General features: G+C 71.2%; 15 protein-coding genes. 10 read left to right on the top strand and 5 right to left on the bottom strand.

Annotated features, from left to right (window positions below):
- Window positions 1-145 precede the first annotated feature (145 nt).
- The 5 genes from NR073_RS08770 (at window position 146) to NR073_RS08750 (ending at window position 5227) form a co-directional block, all read left to right on the top strand.
- Window positions 146-988 carry an alpha-1,2-fucosyltransferase gene (locus NR073_RS08770; RefSeq protein WP_256748751.1) on the top strand — a complete coding sequence of 281 codons (843 nt, stop codon included), beginning with the start codon at window positions 146-148 and terminating at the stop codon, window positions 986-988.
- A gap of 285 nt (window positions 989-1273) precedes the next feature.
- Entirely contained in the window at window positions 1274-1906 is a 633-nt protein-coding gene (locus NR073_RS08765) for an alpha-1,2-fucosyltransferase (protein WP_256748750.1), read from the top strand.
- Between the two features lie 49 nt (window positions 1907-1955).
- Window positions 1956-2951 carry a dTDP-glucose 4,6-dehydratase gene (rfbB, locus tag NR073_RS08760; protein ID WP_256748749.1) on the top strand — a complete coding sequence of 332 codons (996 nt, stop codon included), beginning with the start codon at window positions 1956-1958 and terminating at the stop codon, window positions 2949-2951.
- 13 nt (window positions 2952-2964) lie between these two features.
- Window positions 2965-4398: a bifunctional dTDP-4-dehydrorhamnose 3,5-epimerase family protein/NAD(P)-dependent oxidoreductase gene (locus tag NR073_RS08755; protein WP_256748748.1), complete on the top strand. Its 1434-nt coding sequence runs from the start codon at window positions 2965-2967 to the stop codon at window positions 4396-4398.
- Window positions 4399-4468: 70 nt separating this feature from the next.
- Window positions 4469-5227, top strand: coding sequence for a hypothetical protein (locus NR073_RS08750; RefSeq protein ID WP_036340554.1), 759 nt, complete (start codon window positions 4469-4471; stop codon window positions 5225-5227).
- 171 nt (window positions 5228-5398) lie between these two features.
- Here the strand turns inward: NR073_RS08750 and NR073_RS08745 are convergent, their stop codons facing one another.
- Window positions 5399-6796 (bottom strand): polysaccharide biosynthesis tyrosine autokinase, encoded by a 1398-nt coding sequence (locus tag NR073_RS08745; protein WP_020626568.1) that lies wholly within the window; start codon window positions 6794-6796, stop codon window positions 5399-5401.
- Window positions 6797-6964: 168 nt separating this feature from the next.
- Between NR073_RS08745 and NR073_RS08740 the strand changes: the two genes are divergently transcribed.
- The 3 genes from NR073_RS08740 (at window position 6965) to pth (ending at window position 9667) form a co-directional block, all read left to right on the top strand.
- A complete protein-coding gene (locus NR073_RS08740) occupies window positions 6965-8275 on the top strand; it encodes an O-antigen ligase (protein ID WP_230277898.1) in 1311 nt (436 codons plus the stop codon).
- 185 nt (window positions 8276-8460) lie between these two features.
- The gene (locus NR073_RS08735) at window positions 8461-9084 is read left to right on the top strand and encodes a 50S ribosomal protein L25/general stress protein Ctc (protein ID WP_044659564.1); all 624 of its coding nucleotides are present in this window, start codon (window positions 8461-8463) and stop codon (window positions 9082-9084) included.
- 7 nt (window positions 9085-9091) lie between these two features.
- Window positions 9092-9667, top strand: a complete 576-nt coding sequence (pth, locus tag NR073_RS08730) for an aminoacyl-tRNA hydrolase (RefSeq protein WP_036340560.1) — start codon at window positions 9092-9094, stop codon at window positions 9665-9667.
- A 47-nt stretch (window positions 9668-9714) separates the two neighbouring features.
- Here pth and NR073_RS08725 read toward each other — a convergent pair whose 3' ends face one another.
- Together NR073_RS08725 and NR073_RS08720 are read right to left on the bottom strand one after the other, a co-directional pair.
- The gene (locus tag NR073_RS08725; protein ID WP_036340562.1) at window positions 9715-10290 is read right to left on the bottom strand and encodes a low molecular weight phosphatase family protein; all 576 of its coding nucleotides are present in this window, start codon (window positions 10288-10290) and stop codon (window positions 9715-9717) included.
- 83 nt (window positions 10291-10373) lie between these two features.
- Entirely contained in the window at window positions 10374-10901 is a 528-nt protein-coding gene (locus tag NR073_RS08720; RefSeq protein WP_256748747.1) for a DUF2505 domain-containing protein, read from the bottom strand.
- Between the two features lie 184 nt (window positions 10902-11085).
- On the opposite strand from NR073_RS08720, the gene NR073_RS08715 reads away from it, so the two are divergent.
- Both NR073_RS08715 and mfd read left to right on the top strand, forming a co-directional pair.
- Complete coding sequence (locus tag NR073_RS08715) at window positions 11086-12150, top strand: MauE/DoxX family redox-associated membrane protein (RefSeq protein ID WP_060973879.1); 1065 nt, start codon at window positions 11086-11088, stop codon at window positions 12148-12150.
- A complete protein-coding gene (gene mfd, locus NR073_RS08710) occupies window positions 12147-15803 on the top strand; it encodes a transcription-repair coupling factor (RefSeq protein WP_060973878.1) in 3657 nt (1218 codons plus the stop codon). The genes NR073_RS08715 and mfd overlap by 4 nt, the downstream gene beginning before the upstream one ends.
- A gap of 6 nt (window positions 15804-15809) precedes the next feature.
- On the opposite strand, the gene NR073_RS08705 is transcribed toward mfd, so the two are convergent.
- A complete protein-coding gene (locus tag NR073_RS08705) occupies window positions 15810-16142 on the bottom strand; it encodes a PqqD family protein (protein WP_060973877.1) in 333 nt (110 codons plus the stop codon).
- Complete coding sequence (locus NR073_RS08700; protein WP_060973876.1) at window positions 16132-17019, bottom strand: nucleotidyltransferase family protein; 888 nt, start codon at window positions 17017-17019, stop codon at window positions 16132-16134. The genes NR073_RS08705 and NR073_RS08700 overlap by 11 nt, the downstream gene beginning before the upstream one ends.
- Window positions 17020-17605 lie beyond the last annotated feature (586 nt).

The following is a 17605-nucleotide window of genomic DNA, read 5'->3' as shown; positions in this document are numbered from 1 at the left end:
TGTGGTCCTGAATGCTGTGATCGCATGGTCAAAACGATTGTCAGACATGCCCTAGGCGTCGCGCGATCAAGTCGGGGGCGAGGTCCTCGCCAGTACGCTGAGATCGGGTACGTCTGTTGTGGCGGCGGAATTGAGGAGGCCACCGATGCGAAGCCTGATGAGGATGAGGACGCCCCGAGACATTGCTGCCGGAGTGCTGGCCATGGTGCGCCGCACCGACCCTCCAGTGATCTGGGGGGCAGAGCCGATGAACGGTGGCAATTTCCTCTACCTGTGGGCCACGGCCTGGGCGCGCCGCCGGGAAACGGGACGTCCGTGGCTGGTGCGCTACAAGCCCAAGATGGAGCCGTGGTTGACAGAGTTCCCCGCCCTCAGGGATCTCACGGTGCGGGAAGACGATGTGTCCTTCCGGCAAGAGCGAACGGTCGAGTGGGGCCAGCAGACCTACCAGGACTGGTTCTTTCGTGACCTCCTGGACTTCACGCGCGAGAGGTTGTTGACGAGCAACGGATTTCAGGCGCGTCTGAAGCAGGTAGACCGCGGGGCAGTCGTGGTGAACGTGCGTCGGGGGGACTACTACTCCGATCCGGTCCACCGCGCCAACTTCGGGTTCGACATCGCCGGGTACGTCCGGGCCGCTGTGGCGAGGATTCCTCGAGACGAGGTAGGTCGAATCATTCTCGTCTCCGATGATGTCGGCTGGTGCCGCGAGAACCTCGGCTTCCTCTCGGCCTGGGGGGACGTGGGGACGATTCCGGGCGAACACGACATGTTCAATGACCTGGCGCAGCTCGCCAGCGGTCGGCACCTGGTCCTGGCGAACTCGACGTTCTCCTACTGGGGTGGATACCTGGCGAGTGCAATGCCTCCGAGCGACCGCCCGCAGAGCGTCCAGGCACCCCTGCACTTCAACCGGCTGTACGCGCGAGGTGAGTCTCCCTTGCTGCTCCCGCAATGGCAGGCGATCCCCGATGACGCGTTCATCTGACGTCGTCCAGCACGGGCTCGGTGCTGTTCCCCGTTCCCGCCCACGGTGGGGTGGGGTTGGAGCAGCGGACAGGACTGTCCCCGCACCATGACTTAGGTTGGACCCATGCGTGCTGTAGGTGCCGTCAAGGCGTCCATTCTCCGAACCGTCCGACGGGGCGCGCCCGTCTCGTGGGCTCCCGAGTGGATGGGGCTGGGGAATCTCCTCTACCAGGGGCTCTGGGCGTATGAGGGGGCCTCTCTGGGGGAGCCCCGGTTCGTCTTGCTTCCCGAAAACAGGGTGGGCGTGATCGAGCTGTTCCCACGTCTCCGCGAGAAGAGATTCCTGCGGCGGTCTCACGTGCCCTTCACTGCACAGCGGGTGCGCCCGTGGGAAAACGAGGAGCGATCAACCGGTCGCTTTGCGCCACCCCTGCTTGAAGATTTCATTCGCGATGATCTCCTCCCAGGATCTGCAGTTTCCCCGGCCACGGATTCTTACGACGATGCGATCGTCGTCAATGTTCGGCGAGGCGACTACTACAGCGTCGACAGGCATCGGGCTCAATTTGGCATGGACCAGAAGAAGTACCTGCGTTCGGCTCTCGCAGAAGCCGTGCGCACGCAGGGGTCCGTGGGTCGCATCGTCGTCATCTCGGATGGCCTCGACTGGTGTCGCGACCACGTGAATGATCTTCTCTCTGAGTTTGCACCGGTGGATTATGAAGACGGCGACATCGCGCATGACCTCAAGGCGATCATCCACGCGAAGCGACTCATCATCACCAATTCCACTTTCTCGTATTGGGGTGGCTACATCGGCGACGTCCTCAATCCAGGACGACAGGTGATCGCTCCGTGGTTCTTCTCGCGTACCGAGAACGGTGGTCGCTCTCATCTTCTGGCTCCCAGCTGGACTGTCATCGAAGGTGACTTCTAGGCGATGCGTGAGGCCGCCAAAGAGTGACATTCCTCGATACCCTGGCCCCATGCGCATCCTCGTCACCGGCGGCGCCGGGTTCATCGGCTCGAACTTCGTCCACCACGTCGTCCGCGAGACCGGGCACGACGTCGTCGTCCTGGACAAGCTGACCTACGCCGGCAACCGGGAGAACCTCGCCGGCCTGCCCGAGGGTCGTGTCACTCTCGAGGTGGGGGACATCTGCGACGCGGCCCTGGTGGACCGCCTGGTCGCCGAGTCGGACGCCGTCGTGCACTACGCGGCGGAGTCCCACAACGACAATTCGCTGAACGATCCCTCCCCGTTCATCCAGACAAACATCGTCGGAACCTTTGTCCTCCTGGAAGCGGTCCGCAAGCACGGGAAGCGCTTCCACCACGTGTCCACGGACGAGGTCTACGGCGACCTCGAGCTGGACGATCCGGCGAAGTTCACCGAGACCACCCCGTACAACCCCTCCAGTCCCTACTCGGCCTCGAAGGCCGGCTCGGACCACCTGGTGCGCGCGTGGGTCCGCTCCTTCGGCGTGCAGGCCACGCTGAGCAACTGCTCCAACAACTACGGCCCGTACCAGCACATCGAGAAGTTCATCCCGCGCCAGATCACCAACCTGATCGACGGCGTCCGCCCCCGCCTCTACGGCCAGGGCGTCAACGTCCGGGACTGGATCCACACGGAGGACCACTCCTCGGCCGTGCTGCGGATCCTCGAGCGCGGCGAGATCGGCCGCACGTACCTGATCGGCTCGGACGGCGAGAGGAACAACAGGGAGATCGTGGAGATCCTCCTCGAGCTCTTCGACCGCCCCGCGGACGACTACGACCTCGTCGCCGACCGCCCGGGCCACGACCTGCGCTACGCGATCGACAACACCGCCCTGCGCACCGAGCTCGGCTGGGAGCCGCAGTTCACGGACATCCGCGCCGGTCTGGCGGACACGGTCCGCTGGTACCGCGAGAACGAGGCCTGGTGGCGCCCGGCCAAGGCCGCCGTCGAGGCCACCTACCGCGCCCAGGGCCAGTGAGGGGGCACCGCTGATGCGCATCACCGAGACCGCCATCCCCGGCCTGCTCGTCCTCGACCTCGACGTCCACGGGGACAACCGCGGCTGGTTCAAGGAGAACTGGCAGCGGGAGAAGATCCGCGCCCTCGCCGCCGAGCACCCCCGCCTGGCCTCGCTCGCCCCGGTGCAGAACAACATCTCCTTCAACGACGCCGTCGGCACCACCCGCGGCATCCACGCCGAACCCTGGGACAAGTACGTGGCCGTCGCCCACGGCCGGATCTTCGGCGCCTGGGTGGACCTGCGGGAGGGGCCGTCCTTCGGCGCCGTCGCCACCGTGGAGCTCGGCCCGGAGAAGGCCGTCTTCGTGCCGCGCGGGGTGGGCAACTCGTACCAGACGCTCGAGCCGGACACCGCCTACACGTACCTGGTGAACGACCACTGGTCCGCCGACGCGCAGGGCCAGTACACGTTCCTCAACCTCGCCGACCCGACGGCCGCCATCGCCTGGCCCATCCCGCTCGAGGACGCCGAGCTCTCGGACAAGGACCGCGCCCACCCGATGCTCGCGGACGTCACCCCCATGCCGCCCGCCCCGATCCTCGTGCTCGGCGCCGGCGGCCAGCTCGGCCGCGCCCTCGTGGCCCGCGCCGAGGCCGCGGGGATCCCGGTCGAGGCCCATGGCCGGGACACCTGGGACATGACCGATCCGGTGTCCTGGCCGCGGGAGCACTTCCGCGGCCTGCGCGCCGTGGTCAACGCGTCCGCCATGACCGCCGTGGACGCCGCCGAGACGCCCGAGGGCCGGGCCCAGGCGTGGGCCGTCAACGCGACCGCCGTCGCCGAGCTCGCCCGCCGCTGCGCGGACGCGTCCGTGCCGCTGGCCCACGTGTCCACGGACTACGTGTTCGACGGCGCCCTCCCCGTGGGGCAGGAGCACCCGGTGGATCACTCGCTCGCGCCGCTGGGCGTCTACGGCCAGTCGAAGGCCGCCGGTGAGGCCGCGGTGCGCACCGTGCCGCGGCACTGGATCGTGCGCACCTCCTGGGTGATCGGGGAGGGGAAGAACTTCGTGGCCACGATGGCCTCCCTCGCCGAGCGCGGGATCGACCCGGCCGTCGTCGCCGACCAGCACGGCCGCCTCACCTTCGCCGACGACCTCGCCGACGCCCTGCTGCACCTGGTCACCACGGACGCGCCCACGGGCACGTTCCACATGACCAACAGCGGCGACGTGGTCACCTGGCACGACGTCGCCCGGTGGGTCTTCGAGGACACCGGCCACGACGCCGCGCGCGTCTCCGCCACGACCACCGCCGCGTACCTGGCCGGCAAGGAGGGCGTGGCCCCGCGGCCGACCAACAGCGCCCTCGACCTCGGATCCCTGGCCGCCGTCGGCTACACCGCCCCGGACCAGCGCGAACGGCTGCGGACGTACCTGTCAGAAACGGCGGGTGGCACACGCTGATACTCTTGCGGACATCGCGTCTGCTCAAAGAAAATACATCTGGCATACATCTCGCCCCGAAAGGCCCCTCATGACTGCTCGCTCCGCTTCCACCCCCGCGTCAGGCCCGAGCCGGCGCGCCGTCGCCACCGGTCTGGCCTGGTCTGTCCCCGCCGTGGCCATGGTCTCGGCGGCGCCGTCCTTTGCCGCTTCGCTGCGCAAGGATCCCGGCATCAACGGCTGGGTGCTGAACACGACACGTGATCTTGGTGGCTGCCGCTATTCTCTCGAGGTGAACTCGGCGCCCTCCCGTGGGGGCGCCACTCCCGATGGCGCGCCCTGGGGGCTCTACCTCTACGACGTCTCCAAGGACGCCAGCTACAGCGGCGCCAAGCTCGTCTACTGGGTGCGCGGCACTCATACTGCGACCCGGAACCCGATCACCTGGCAGGCGGCCACCGGGCATTCGACGAAGTGGTCAGGCCCCGTGCGGGGTGCCGCGCAGACCAAGGCTGACGGTTTCGTGTACACCCCCTACACCTGGACGTACACCGGCACCATTGACCCGGCGGACGTCCGTAGTGACGGGCGGCTCTACCTCGAGACCTTCCATGTGCAGGCCGCCGACTTCTCCATGTGGGAGAATAACCGTTGCCTGCCCCTGGACTACTGGACATACCGGGAGATCGTCGTGGACCCGGACGGGCCCACCGGGCCGCAGCAGCCGATGACACTCAGCTTCGAACGCCGCAACGGGCCGAGCGGACCCTACGTTCCCGGCGCTCAGGGGCGCATGGCGGTCACGCCGGACGCCGAAGCCACAGCAAATCTGCAGCAGCTGAGCAGCTGAACCGGGCCACCCGCCCCCGTCGTGCGGGTGGTGTCCTGTCGGGGTTGCCCAGGCGAGGGAGCGCGCGCTCCGTGATCGACGGGGCCGCAGCCAGCACTGGCCGGCTCGCACAGACGTAGTGGGGCCCCGCACCGGAAGGTGCGGGGCCCCAGCGTGTGGAGGGGACTGGCGTCAGCCCTTCTTCGCCCGTGCGGCCCGACGGGACTTCTTTCCGCCCTTGCCGGTTCCCTGCAGGTACTTGTCATGGGACTTGTGGTACGTGCTCTCGTACCCGTAGCCGTAGGAGTAGCCGCCGCCGCGCTGGGAGCGCGCGACGCCGTTCATGACCACGCCCAGCAGATGCGCGTCCACCGCGGCGAGATTCTCCACAGCCGCCTCCAGGTGGTCCTTGCGGGTCCGCCCCTGACGCACCACGAGCACAGTCCCGTCCACGGCCGTGGCCAGGAGGGAGCCGTCCGTGACGGGCAGCAGGGGAGGGGAGTCGACGATGACGAAGAAGTCCTCCGATGCCAGCTTCAGCAGGGCCCGCATGCGCTTCGAGCCCAGCAGCTCCGACGGGTTCGGGGGCGTCCGGCCGGCGGGAAGCAGCGTGAGGTTCGGGATGCCGGTCGCCGCGAGGGCGTCGTCCGGCTGCACCTCACCGGCCAGCACCTCGGACAGGCCCACGTCGCCCGCCACCTGGAAGAGGTCGTGCTGCCGGGGCCGCCGCAGGTCGGCGTCCACCACGAGCACCCGTTCGCCGGCCAGGGCCAGGGCGCGGGCCAGGTTCGATGCGACGGTCGACTTGCCCTCGGAGGGGTCCGCGCTCGTGAACGAGACGACGCGGGGCGGCTCGTCGACGGAGACGAACTTGAGATTGGTGCGCAGCGCCCGGATGGCCTCGCCGGCCCGGGGGTCGAGGTCCACGGCCTCCTCGCCCGTGCGGGTCAGGGACGCGTTCTCCGGGACGGCCCCGATGACGCCGGCGCCGGTGATCTCCTTCACGTCGGCGCGGCTGCGCACCTTCACGTCCAGGAGACGACGGAGCACGGCGATGGCGAGTCCCGCACCCAGTCCGGCCACCGCGCCCAAGAGGACGTTGCGCCGGGTGTCAGGGCTCACGGGGGCAGAGGGCACGCGGGCATCGGACAGCGGCACGACCTCCAGCGGGCTGTTCTTGTCCACGTCCGCCGCCACGTCCGCCGTCGCCTGCAGTGCACTGTTCGCCAGCTGCGCGGCGGTCTCGGGATCGGTCGAGGTGGCGGTCACCTTGATCATGCTGGACTCGGGGACGAGCACCGCGGAGAGCGAGCCGTCGCCGTCCTGCCCCGTGTCCTGTGCCACGCGTTCACGCACGGCCTCGCTGTTGATCAGGGCGACGTAGGCCTGAGCCCGGCTCTCGGCGGGCAGGTTGCTGGTGATGAGGCTCTGATCTGCAGCCCGGGCGGCGAGGAACCCCTGAGATTCGGATGCGTAGATCCGGGGCTGCAGTGCGGAGTAGCCCCAACCCAACAGACCCCCCACAAGGGCTGCTGCCAGGAGCAGCAGGAGGTTGGCGCGCAGGAGGCGGAAGAAGTCGACGATCGTCACGGAGCACCTCGGGGGTCATGGACGGGGATGCGCGGGCCGTTGTGGCCAGGAAACGCACAGGTCCACGGTACCAACACCTACCGTGCGCTCTGAGGCCCCGAGGACGAGGCCCGCCACCGCGCTACGCTGAGCCGAGTATTGCCCGGCGTCCACGAAAGGTTCCGCACCATGCGCCCGAGCACGCCCCGTGACCGGACGGCTGCCCGCGCCATGGGGGCCGTCGCGCCACCCGAGGCCCGGCCTGCCAGGCGTCACGCCTCACTCGGCCTCGTCCCGGACGGTCAGGCCGCGTGGACCCGCTCCCCGTGGAACCCCTTGGTCACGCCGGCCTCACCGCGGCTGTTCGAGGCCGTGCTGGCCATCGGCCTGGTGATGGATGCGTTCACCGCTCCCGGCCTGCCGATCCCGTTCGCGGAGTTCTCCGCCATCCTTCTGCTGCTCCTCGCCTCATTCCGGCAGCCCCGCCGGGACCTCTCCCACTACGGCGTGCTGGCCCTCGTCGCACTGGCCCTGGTGGCGTATCTCGTCGCGGTGACCGTGCACAACGACCTCGACCCCACGCGTCGCGCCACGAGGATCACGCTCCTGATCCTGCTGATCTACGCCATCGCCAGCGAGAGGATCGACATCAAGGGCGTCCTCTACGGGATGACGGCCGGCGCACTGATCAACGTGCCCCTCTTCTACGCGGGCCTGGCCCCGGACACCTACGGCGGCTACCTCACCGGGTTCCTGGGGGACAAGAACGTCTCCGGCCTCTTCTACGCGCTCCTGCCCGTGCTGCTCGTGGCCACCATGCAGCGCATGGGCCCCAAGCTCCTCGTGCTGGGCGCCGGCTCCGCCCTGACGTTCCTCACCGGCTCGCGGACCTCGATGGCCGGTCTGCTCTGCGCCGTCGTGTGGATCCTCGTGAGCCCCTACCTGGGGCGGGTCCTCCGTATCGCACTCGCGGTCGTCATGGGCTGGTTCGTCAGCTGGGCCGAGGAGAACCTGGCCGACCTCGGCATCTTCGGAGACCGCACCGGCACGGACTGGTTCCGGGCCGAGATCCAGCAGGCGTCCGCGGAGAAGGTGGCCGACACCTCGTTCTTCGGCCAGGGGCTCTCCACCGCCGTCGTCGATCTGGACAACGTGACCATGTTCTTCCACAACTCCTATCTGGGGCTGCTGGTGGAGGGCGGCTGGCCGTTCCTGATCGTGGTGGTGGGCGCCTACCTGTGGCTGTGCCTGCGGCCCTTCGCCCGGACGCACCGATCGCCGTCCCGCGTGGCTGTCGAGGCCGCCGCGCTCATCATCCTGGTGACCTCCCTCCAGCTGGGTGAGGTGTTCATCACGATCTTCGGCGCCGTCGTCCTCGGCTGCGGCCTGCTGCTGAGCGCCCAGGAGGACGACGAATCCCACGGCGCGTCCGCGGGTGAACGGGCTCACCGCCGCAAGCTGGACCGCATCGTGGAGCGGTCCCGACGAGCGGGCCGCTGAGCGCGACGAGCATCACCGGTGCTATCCTGTCCAGGTTGCCCAGGCGAGGGAGCGCGCGCTCCGTGATCGACGAGGCCGCCGCCGCGCGTCAGCATGCTGACCCGCTGCGGCACTGAAGCCCCCTCCTGGCCGCATCCCGCGCCGCCCCCGGCTGCGCGGCCGAGACCCCCACAGGAGGACGCATCATGTCTGACCAGCTCAAGATCAAGGTCACCCGCCGCACCGACTTCGGCAAGGGTGCCGCCCGCCAGGCCCGCCGTGCCGGCCTGATCCCCGCCGTCGTCTACGGCCACGGCCAGGATCCCGTGCACCTGCTGCTGCCGGCCCAGGAGACCACCCTGGCCGTCCGCAACCCCAACGCCCTGCTCACCGTCGTGAACGAGGCCGGCGAGGAGCACCTGGTCCTGCCCAAGGACATCCAGCGCCACGCCATCAAGGACACCGTGGAGCACCTGGACCTCATCGAGGTCCGCCGCGGCGAGAAGGTCATCGTCGAGGTCACCGTGCATGTCGAGGGCGAGGTCGCCCCCGGCAACGACTACGTGCTGGACTACGTCACCGTGCCGGTCGAGGCCGACGCCACCGACCTGCCCGAGGCCGTCACCATCTCCGTCGAGGGCCGCGAGGCCGGCGACCACGTGTACGCCCCGGACGTGCAGGTCCCCGCCGGCACCACCCTGCAGCTCGAGGACGACATCGTCATCGCCACCGTCTCGGAGGTCGTCGAGCAGGACCTCGGCGACGAGTCCGTGCAGGAGGAGCAGGCCGCCGAGTCCGCCGAGGGCGAGTCCGAGGGCTCCGAGGACTGATCACGCCGTGACGACGGGGACCACGCTCATCGTCGGGCTCGGCAATCCCGGGCCCGAGTACGAGCGCACCCGTCACAACGTCGGCCAGATGGTGGCGGATGAGCTCGCCTCCCGCATGGGGGTCGGGTTCACCCGCCACCGGGCCGGCGCCGTGGTGGCCACGGGTCGCCTCGGCATCGGGGGGCCGCGCGTCGTGCTCGCGAAGTCCACCGGCTACATGAACGTCTCTGGACGCCCCGTCTCCGCGCTGGCGTCCTTCTACGGGATCGGACCCGAGGACCTCGTGGTGGTCCACGACGAGCTGGACATCCCGTTCGACACCCTGCGCCTCAAGCGCGGCGGGGGAGAGGGCGGCCACAACGGCCTGAAGTCCATCACCGCCTCGCTCGGCACGAAGGACTACGCCCGCGTGCGCGTCGGCATCGGCCGACCCCCGGGCCGCATGGACGTGGCCGACTTCGTGCTGCGCCCCTTCACCAAGCCCGAGCAGGACGCCCTGCCGCTGCACGTGGACCGCGCGGCGGACGCCGTCGAGAAGATCGTCACGGACGGGCTCGCGCCCGCCCAGCAGGCGTTCCACTGAGCCTCCCGCCCCGGGCGGACGTCCTCGACGGGGGTGCAGCCCCACGCTCAGGGGGTCGGGGTCACGGCACGGGCCAGGGCATCCGCGATGGTCTCCAGCGCGGGATCCATGATCCGGATCATCTCCGCGTACCCCTCCACCGGTCCGCGGAACGGGTCCACGACGTCGAGGGGCTGGGTGGTCGACCGTGCGAGGGCCCGGTGGTGGGCCGCCTCCGCCGCGAAGGCACGCACTCCTCGGCCCGCGGGGATCCAGTCCCGTCCGTCCCGCGCGTCCAAGATGCGGACCAGCGCTGCGAGCTCCAGTACGGTGAACACCCGCGCGACGGCCTGCGGCACCTCCCGCAGCGCGAAGCGCATGTGCTCCTGAGCCGCCGCCAACACGAGATCCGCCTCCGCCACCATGAACGGTTGCAACGCGACGGGACGGTGGCCTTCCAGCCCGGTGACGCCGGCCTCGGCGCTGAGCCGCACGAGCGGCGGCGGCACCGTCAGTGCCTGGTTCGGCTGGGAGCCGGCGCTGCCGACCTCCACCCGGCCGGGGGCCAGGACCGCCAGCCGGCCCTGCAGGGCCCGGCTCGCATAGGCCGAGCGGCACACGTTGCCGGTGCACACGATGAGCACGGCCTCCGGCGAGGGAAGGGCCCGGCGCCCCCGCCGGGCAGGCGGAGCCGAGCTCGACAGCGCCGGGCGACGGGCGAACGAGATCAACTGCGCGCGGCTCCGCCGTCACGCTCGAGCCACGAGGACAGCGCCCGGGCCTGACGATCGACGACCTTGCCGACCATCGGCTCGGCCTTCGCCGCGAGCTTCGAGCCCACCAGCGGGATCCGGCAGACGAGGGTGCCGTCCACGGAGAACTGGGAGCCCTCACCGGCGGCAGTCAGGCGGAGGGAGCCGTCCGCCGTCGCCTTGGCGGAGGGCACGGTGATGGTGGTGGTGCCGGTGCGGGAGCCGTCCGCGGCGGGCGCGTCCCACTGCTCCACCTGCTCCACCTGGAGGGCGGAGCCGATGAGCTTGCGGGCCATGTCCGGGACACGGTCCGGGATGCGGTCCGCGGGCAGGGAGCGCACGGCGGTGACGGTCATCGGGCCCTCCGGGGAGCCCTCCACGGAGAACGAGACCAGGGAGCCGCCGAAGGACTCGACCACGGAACGGTGGAAGTCCTCGGACGCCAGGGCGGCCGCCACGGCCGACGGCGGGTGCGGGATGGACTGCTGAGCGGAAAAGGCCACGGTGTCTCCTCGGGGTCAAGTCGGACCGCGCCCGGCGGGCCATGAGAGGGCCGGCACCGGTTCGCCGACGGCGATGGGCGTCCATCCCTCACCTTATATGCTGGCCTCCGCGACCCGGGTCCCGTGCACGGCGCCGGGACCGGCCGCGCGACCCCTCGTGAACCCCCTGGAAGGTGTGTCCGCCATGTCGGCACTCTGGGCCGTGGCCCTCATCCTGCTCCTGAGCGGGACGGCGAAGCTCCGTTCCGGCGAGGACGTGCAGGCCACGTTCACCCGGCTCAGGGTGCCCCGCCCGTTCGCGGCCCCCGCCCTGGCGCGCGCGTTCCCCTGGCTCGAGCTGCTGCTCGCCGCCGCCCTCCTGCAGCCCTTCACCCTGCTGCGTCCCGTCGTCGGCCTGGTCGCCGTGGCCCTCTTCGCCGCCTTCCTCGCGCTCGTGGTCCGGGCCCAGGACGACGGCGTCTCCTGCGGCTGCTTCGGCGAGGCCTCGGCCGCCCCGATCTCCCGCACCACCGTGGTCCGCAACGTCGTCTTCCTGGCCCTCGCCGTCCTGGCCCTGGCCGAGGGGATCGTCTCGCTGGCGGTGCACGGCGCGGGCCTGGCCTGGCAGCCTCTCACCGCCTTCGGCGCCGGGGCGTGGGCGTGGGCCCTGCTCGTGTCCGTGCTGCTCGCGACCGCCGCGTTCCTGGCCGGGCGCGAGTCCGTCCCGGCCGCACCCGACGCCGCCCCGGCGACGCCCACGCCCGAGGCTCCGGCCGCCGTCGACCCGGCCGACGCCGCCGAGCCCGAACGCCACCCGTTCCCGGACGCCGTCGTGGTCGCGGACGGCGAGTACACCGGTCTGCACCGGCTGGTCGCGGACGGGGCCGTGGTGGCCCTGCGCCTGTCCACGGGGTGCGGCTCCTGTACGCGGGTGATCGACCGGCTGGACGAGTTCAAGGACGCGCTCGGGCCGGTCCGGCTGCGGGTCCTCATGCCCCAGCACGCCCCCGGCGCCGAGGGGGCGATCCACAGCGGCGCCGTCGACGCGTCGCTCGTGCTCGCCGACCCGGCCGGCGCCGCCTCGCAGGCCCTCGGTCTGCACTCGTTCCCCACCGCGGTGCTGCTCGGCACGGACCGGCTCACCGCCGGCGGCCCGGTGGGCGGCGCCGACGACGTCCTCGCCTTCCTCGAAGAGATCCGGGAGATCATGACCACCGAACTGCCCGCCGCCACGGACGGCTCCACCGCCACCCCGGAGGTCCGCGCATGAGCGCCCCCGAGACCACCCCCGTCCTCGCCCCGCTGCTGCCGCGCCTGCGCGCCGAACGCGCGCTCGAGGCGGCCGCCGCCTCCGCCGCCCGGCCGCTCGAGGCCCGGGGCGTCGAACTGGAGATCGGCCTGCCCGACGGCGCCCGCGCGCCCCTGCTGACCGTCCTCGCCGAGGCGCTGGCCGAGGGCCACGGCGAGCGCGCCGCCGTCCTCGTGGTCACCGCGACCACCCGCGAGGCCGAGGACCTCGTGACCGACCTCGCCGCCTGGGCCCCCGCCGGCGCCGCCGCGCTGTTCCCGTCCTGGGAGACGCTGCCCCACGAGCGCCTGTCCCCGCGCTCGGACACCGTGGGCGCCCGCCTGGCCGTGCTGCGCCGCCTCGCCCACCCCGAGGAGCACGCGGAGGGCCCGCTGCGCATCGTCGTCGCCCCCGTGCGCGCCGTGCTGCAGCCCCTCGTGGCCGGGCTCGGCGAGCTGAGCCCCGTGACCCTGCGGACGGGGGAGGAACGGGACTTCGACGGCGTGGTGGCCGCGCTCGCGGACGCCGCCTACTCGCGCGTGGACATGGTCAGCCGTCGCGGCGAGTTCGCGGTGCGCGGCGGGCTGATCGACGTGTTCCCGCCCACCGAGGACTACCCCGTGCGCATCGAGTTCTTCGGCGACGAGGTGGAGCAGATGCGCTGGTTCTCCGTGGCGGACCAGCGCTCCCTCGAGGACACCACGGAGGACGGCTCGGGCCACCCCTCCGAGCTGTACGCGCCCCCGTGCCGCGAGCTGCTGATCACGGACCACGTGCGCCGGCGCGCCAAAGAGCTGATCCCGGCCATGCCCGCCGCCGCGGACATGCTGGACCGGATCGCCGAGGGCGTGGCCGTGGAGGGCATGGAGTCCCTCTCCCCGCTGCTGGCCGAGGCCATGACGTCGCTGCCCCGCATGCTGCCCACCGGCTCGCTGACCGTCCTCGTGGAGCCCGAGCGCCTGCGCGGCCGCGCCGACGACCTGCTGGCCACCAACGAGGAGTTCCTCCAGGCCGCGTGGGCCGGCGCCGCGCAGGGCGCGGTCGCCCCGGTGGACGTGGCCGGGGCGGACCAGTCCGCCGCGGGCGGGTTCCTCACGGTGGCCGAACTCCGCGCGGCCGCGCTCGAGCAGGACCAGGGGTTCTGGTCCGTCACCGCGCTGGTCTCGGACGCCGAGCTGCTGCCCGACGCCGCCACCCTGCGCGCCACCCTCGGCGTCGCGCAGACCTTCTCGGGCGACATCGAGGCCATGGTCGCGCACACCCGCATCCGGCTCGCGGAAGGGTGGCATGCCGTGGTCCTCACCGACGGCCCCGGCTCCGCCCGCCGCCTCGCCGAGCTCAACGCGGAGGCCGGCCTCACGGCCTCCGTGGTGGACGGGCCCCTGCCCGCCGACCTCGCCCCGGGGCGGGTCTCCATCGCGGCGGCGCCCGTCGGCTCCGGCTTCACGATCCCGGACGCGCAGATCGCCCTGATCACGGAGCACGACCTCTTCGGCCGGCACCGCACCGCGGGCACGCGCGCCCCCGGAGCGCGGCTGGCCCGGAAGCGGCGCAACGCCGTCGACCCGCTGACCCTGCAGCCCGGCGACCACGTGGTGCACTCCCAGCACGGCATCGCCCGCTTCGTGGAGCTGCAGCGCCGCAAGGTCACCGGCGGCCCGCGCACCGCCCCCGGCACCGAGGAGTCCTACCGCGAGTACCTCGTGCTCGAGTACGCGCCCTCGAAGCGCGGCGCCCCCGGCGACCGGCTGTTCGTGCCCACCGACCAGCTCGACCTGATCTCCACCTACGTGGGCGGGGAGACGCCGTCGCTGTCCAAGATGGGCGGCTCGGACTGGGCGCAGACCAAGTCCAAGGCCAAGCGCGCCACCCGCGAGATCGCCGGCGAGCTCATCCGCCTGTACTCGGCCCGTATGGCCTCGCGCGGCCACGCGTTCGCCCCGGACACCCCGTGGCAGGGCGAGCTGGAGGAGGCGTTCCCGTTCATCGAGACGCCGGATCAGCTGACCACCATCGAGGACGTCAAGAAGGACATGGAGGCGGCCGTCCCCATGGACCGGCTCGTCTCCGGCGACGTCGGCTTCGGCAAGACCGAGGTGGCCGTGCGCGCCGCGTTCAAGGCGGTGCAGGACGGCAAGCAGGTGGCCGTGCTCGTCCCGACGACGCTGCTCGCCCGCCAGCACCACCAGACGTTCTCCGACCGGTTCGCCGGCTTCCCCGTGAAGGTGGCCGCGCTCTCCCGGTTCCAGACCGCCAAGGAGTCCAAGGAGGTCATCGAGGGGCTCGCGCACGGCGAGGTGGACGTGGTGATCGGCACCCACCGGCTGCTCTCCGACCAGGTGCAGTTCAAGGACCTGGGCCTGGTGATCGTGGACGAGGAGCAGCGCTTCGGCGTCGAGCACAAGGAGGCGCTGAAGAAGATGCGCACCAACGTGGACGTGCTCGCCATGTCCGCCACGCCCATCCCGCGCACCCTCGAGATGTCCCTCACCGGCATCCGCGAGACCTCCACGCTGGCCACCGCCCCGGAGGAGCGCCACCCCGTGCTCACCTCGGTGGGCCCGTACTCGGACCAGCAGGTCACCGCGGCCATCCGCCGCGAGCTGATGCGGGAGGGCCAGGTGTTCTACGTGCACAACCGCGTCACCACCATCGACAAGGTGGCCAAGCGCATCGCCGAGCTGGTGCCGGAGGCGAGGATCGCCGTCGCCCACGGCAAGATGAGCGAGGCCCGGCTCGAGCAGATCATGGTGGACTTCTGGGAGCGGAAGTTCGACGTGCTCGTCTCCACCACGATCATCGAGACCGGCCTGGACATCGCCAACGCCAACACCCTGATCGTGGAGGACGCCCACCGCTACGGCCTCTCGCAGCTGCACCAGCTGCGCGGCCGGGTGGGCCGTGGCCGCGAGCGGGCGTACGCGTACTTCCTGTACGACCCGCAGAAGCCCCTGGGCGAGGTGGCCCTCGAACGGCTCAAGGCCGTGGCCACCCACAACGAGCTCGGCGCGGGCATGCAGCTGGCCATGAAGGACCTCGAGATCCGCGGCGCCGGCAACCTGCTGGGCGGGGAGCAGTCCGGCCACATCGCCGGCGTGGGCTTCGACCTCTACCTGCGGATGGTGGGCGAGGCCGTGGCCGACTTCAAGGGCGAGGAGGACACCGCGCCCGCCGAGGTGAAGGTGGAGCTGCCGGTCAACGCCCACCTGCCGCACGACTACGTGCCGGGGGAGCGGCTGCGCCTCGAGATGTACCGCAACCTCGCCCAGGCCGCGGACGACGCCGCCGTGGACGCCGTGGTGGAGGAGCTCAAGGACCGGTACGGCCCGCTGCCGGAGCCGGTGGAGGCGCTCGTCGCCGTCGCCCGGTTCCGCAACCGGGCGCGAGCCGCGGGCGTCACCGAGGTCATGCTGCTGGGGCAGAACGTGAAGTTCGGCCCCGCCGCGGACCTGCCGGAGTCCCGTCAGATGCGCCTGACCCGCATGTACAAGGGCGCCCAGGTCAAGCCGGCCCTGAACGGCGTCCTCATCCCGCGTCCCAAGACCAAGCCGGTCATGGGTCAGGACCTCGTGGACGTCCCGCTGCTCGAGTGGGCGCAGCAGGTGGTCGACGCGATCTTCGCGCCGGAGGGCTGAGGCGGGTCAGGCCGTCCTCACGCGGACGAGGATGCCGTGCGCCTCGAGCATCTCGAGGAAGGCGTGGACGTCGGCCGCGACGTCGGCGGGAGCGAGGCCGAACGCCTCCGCCACCTGGACCGTGACGTCCGTCGTCGACAGCGGCACCGGCGGATCCGCGACCAGGTCGTCCTCCGGGGTGCGGCCGCCCACGAGGACGTCCCAGATCACGTCGCCCGAGGCGCCCAACAGCAGCGGCTGACCGGCCTCGAGCGTCATGACGGCGGCCTGGCCGCCGGCGGTGCGGGCCCACGCGATGTCGGGGGAGATCGCCCAGCCCTCGGTGGTCTCAACGGTCACGGCGCACCGCCTTCGTCCAGGCCCAGCCGGCGAGTGCGCCGAGCCGGGCGCGCTGCTCGCGCCACAGGTCCGCGCGGGTGACAGGCCGGCCCAGGCGCATCTGCAGATGGGGGCGGTTCACCGGGATCGTGCGGGCCACGAGGACGGCCCGCTCCCGCACCGTGGCGGCCGACCGCCACCGGGTGCGGAACAGCTCAAGACCGCTCTGGCTCTCGTGCAGCGCCGCGAAGAGGGTCAGCTGCCGGGTGTCGACGCCGTCGGCGGCCTCGCCCGTGGCGACGTGCCAGGCCGCGCCCGCGTGCAGCCGGTGGGCTTCCTCGCGCAGGGCGGCCCAGCTCTCGGCGGGGAGGGACTCCCGGATGTGCCGGACGTCGAGGCCACCGCGGAACGGGTCGCGGGCCGCGTGGACGATCACGACGAGCCGCTGGTGGCGCGGGCTCGGCACCGGAACGGGCCGGCCCGCGATCACGAGGTGGGCGTGCTCGCTCCACAGGGCGTCGAAGGCCGCCTCGGGGGACGCGCCGAGGCCGGGGAAGAGCCGATGCACGTCCACATACCCCAGCTGGTCGTGCCAGAGCGTGGCCGCGTGCTGGAAGATCGACCCTTCCGAGAAGTCAGCGACCGGTTCCCAGGCGTGGGCGTGCAGGAGCTCGATGACGGCGGTGGCATCGGCCGGATGGACCAGCAGGTCTACGTCCGAACTGCGGCGGTGCTCCGGGTAGACGCCGGGCTCCGTGGCGTAGCCCTTGACGTGCAGGCCGCGAATGCCGACCCGGTCCAGCAGATGCGTGATGCGGGCGTGGGCGAGGCGGACGCGGACCTCGAAGTCCAGGGACGGCGGGGCGGCCGGTCGCTGTCCCGTCGCTCGTTCTCCCATGGCCGCGAGCTTAGTCGACCCAAAGGAGGCCCGGCGGTGACTGTGCCGGATGCCCGGTGCAAAGTTAAAGGGGGTTCAGGTGGATTCGTGGACTGACGGCGCGAGACCCGCACGCTCCCGGGTGCTCCGTGTTGACGTGCCATCCATGAACGCGTGGCAGGACTCGCGATGAGCTGCGCGACCTGTCTAGATCCACCTGCAGAGTTCCATTCTCATGTTCACCGAGCATGCCGTTCCCCGCGATCGTCCCCCTGCCGCAGGGCATCCCAGACCTGGACTGGTTGCGCTAATGGGCGCGGATCGCGGGCTTCATCGGTCTTGTTGACTGCATCGCCCGCGGTCGGCTCAGTCGCCGCTCGCTCTGATGCGGACGCGGCGGTGGAAGGTGGCCCTGCTCGTCACCGCCGCGGTGTGCGTCTTCCTCACGGGCCCTGCACCTCCATGGCGGGCTTGGCGTGCGCCGTCCTGTGGCTCTGGTCGACGCCGCAGATGGGGGTGGCGTCGTGCTCGTCCTCGCCATCCTCGGCGCCTACGCATTCTTAGGCTGCGCCTGTCCGCCCCCCGGCTGCGCACCCCTGCGCGTGGC

Origin of the sequence: Micrococcus sp. Mcc28 (genome assembly GCF_024519775.1) — a bacterium.
Lineage (GTDB): Bacteria > Actinomycetota > Actinomycetes > Actinomycetales > Micrococcaceae > Micrococcus > Micrococcus luteus.
The sequence above is the reverse complement of the archived record's forward strand: the minus strand, read 5'-3'. Positions and strand labels throughout refer to the sequence as shown.

Excerpts from the sequence above, each read along its gene's own strand:
- NR073_RS08715 (WP_060973879.1), top strand. The coding sequence starts at position 11,086 with ATGTCGGCACTCTGGGCCGTGGCCCTCATCCTGCTCCTGAGCGGGACG.
- NR073_RS08740 (WP_230277898.1), top strand. The coding sequence starts at position 6,965 with ATGCGCCCGAGCACGCCCCGTGACCGGACGGCTGCCCGCGCCATGGGG.
- NR073_RS08700 (WP_060973876.1), bottom strand. The coding sequence starts at position 17,019 with ATGGGAGAACGAGCGACGGGACAGCGACCGGCCGCCCCGCCGTCCCTG.
- NR073_RS08750 (WP_036340554.1), top strand. The coding sequence starts at position 4,469 with ATGACTGCTCGCTCCGCTTCCACCCCCGCGTCAGGCCCGAGCCGGCGC.
- NR073_RS08735 (WP_044659564.1), top strand. The coding sequence starts at position 8,461 with ATGTCTGACCAGCTCAAGATCAAGGTCACCCGCCGCACCGACTTCGGC.
- rfbB (WP_256748749.1), top strand. The coding sequence starts at position 1,956 with ATGCGCATCCTCGTCACCGGCGGCGCCGGGTTCATCGGCTCGAACTTC.
- NR073_RS08770 (WP_256748751.1), top strand. The coding sequence starts at position 146 with ATGCGAAGCCTGATGAGGATGAGGACGCCCCGAGACATTGCTGCCGGA.
- mfd (WP_060973878.1), top strand. The coding sequence starts at position 12,147 with ATGAGCGCCCCCGAGACCACCCCCGTCCTCGCCCCGCTGCTGCCGCGC.
- NR073_RS08755 (WP_256748748.1), top strand. The coding sequence starts at position 2,965 with ATGCGCATCACCGAGACCGCCATCCCCGGCCTGCTCGTCCTCGACCTC.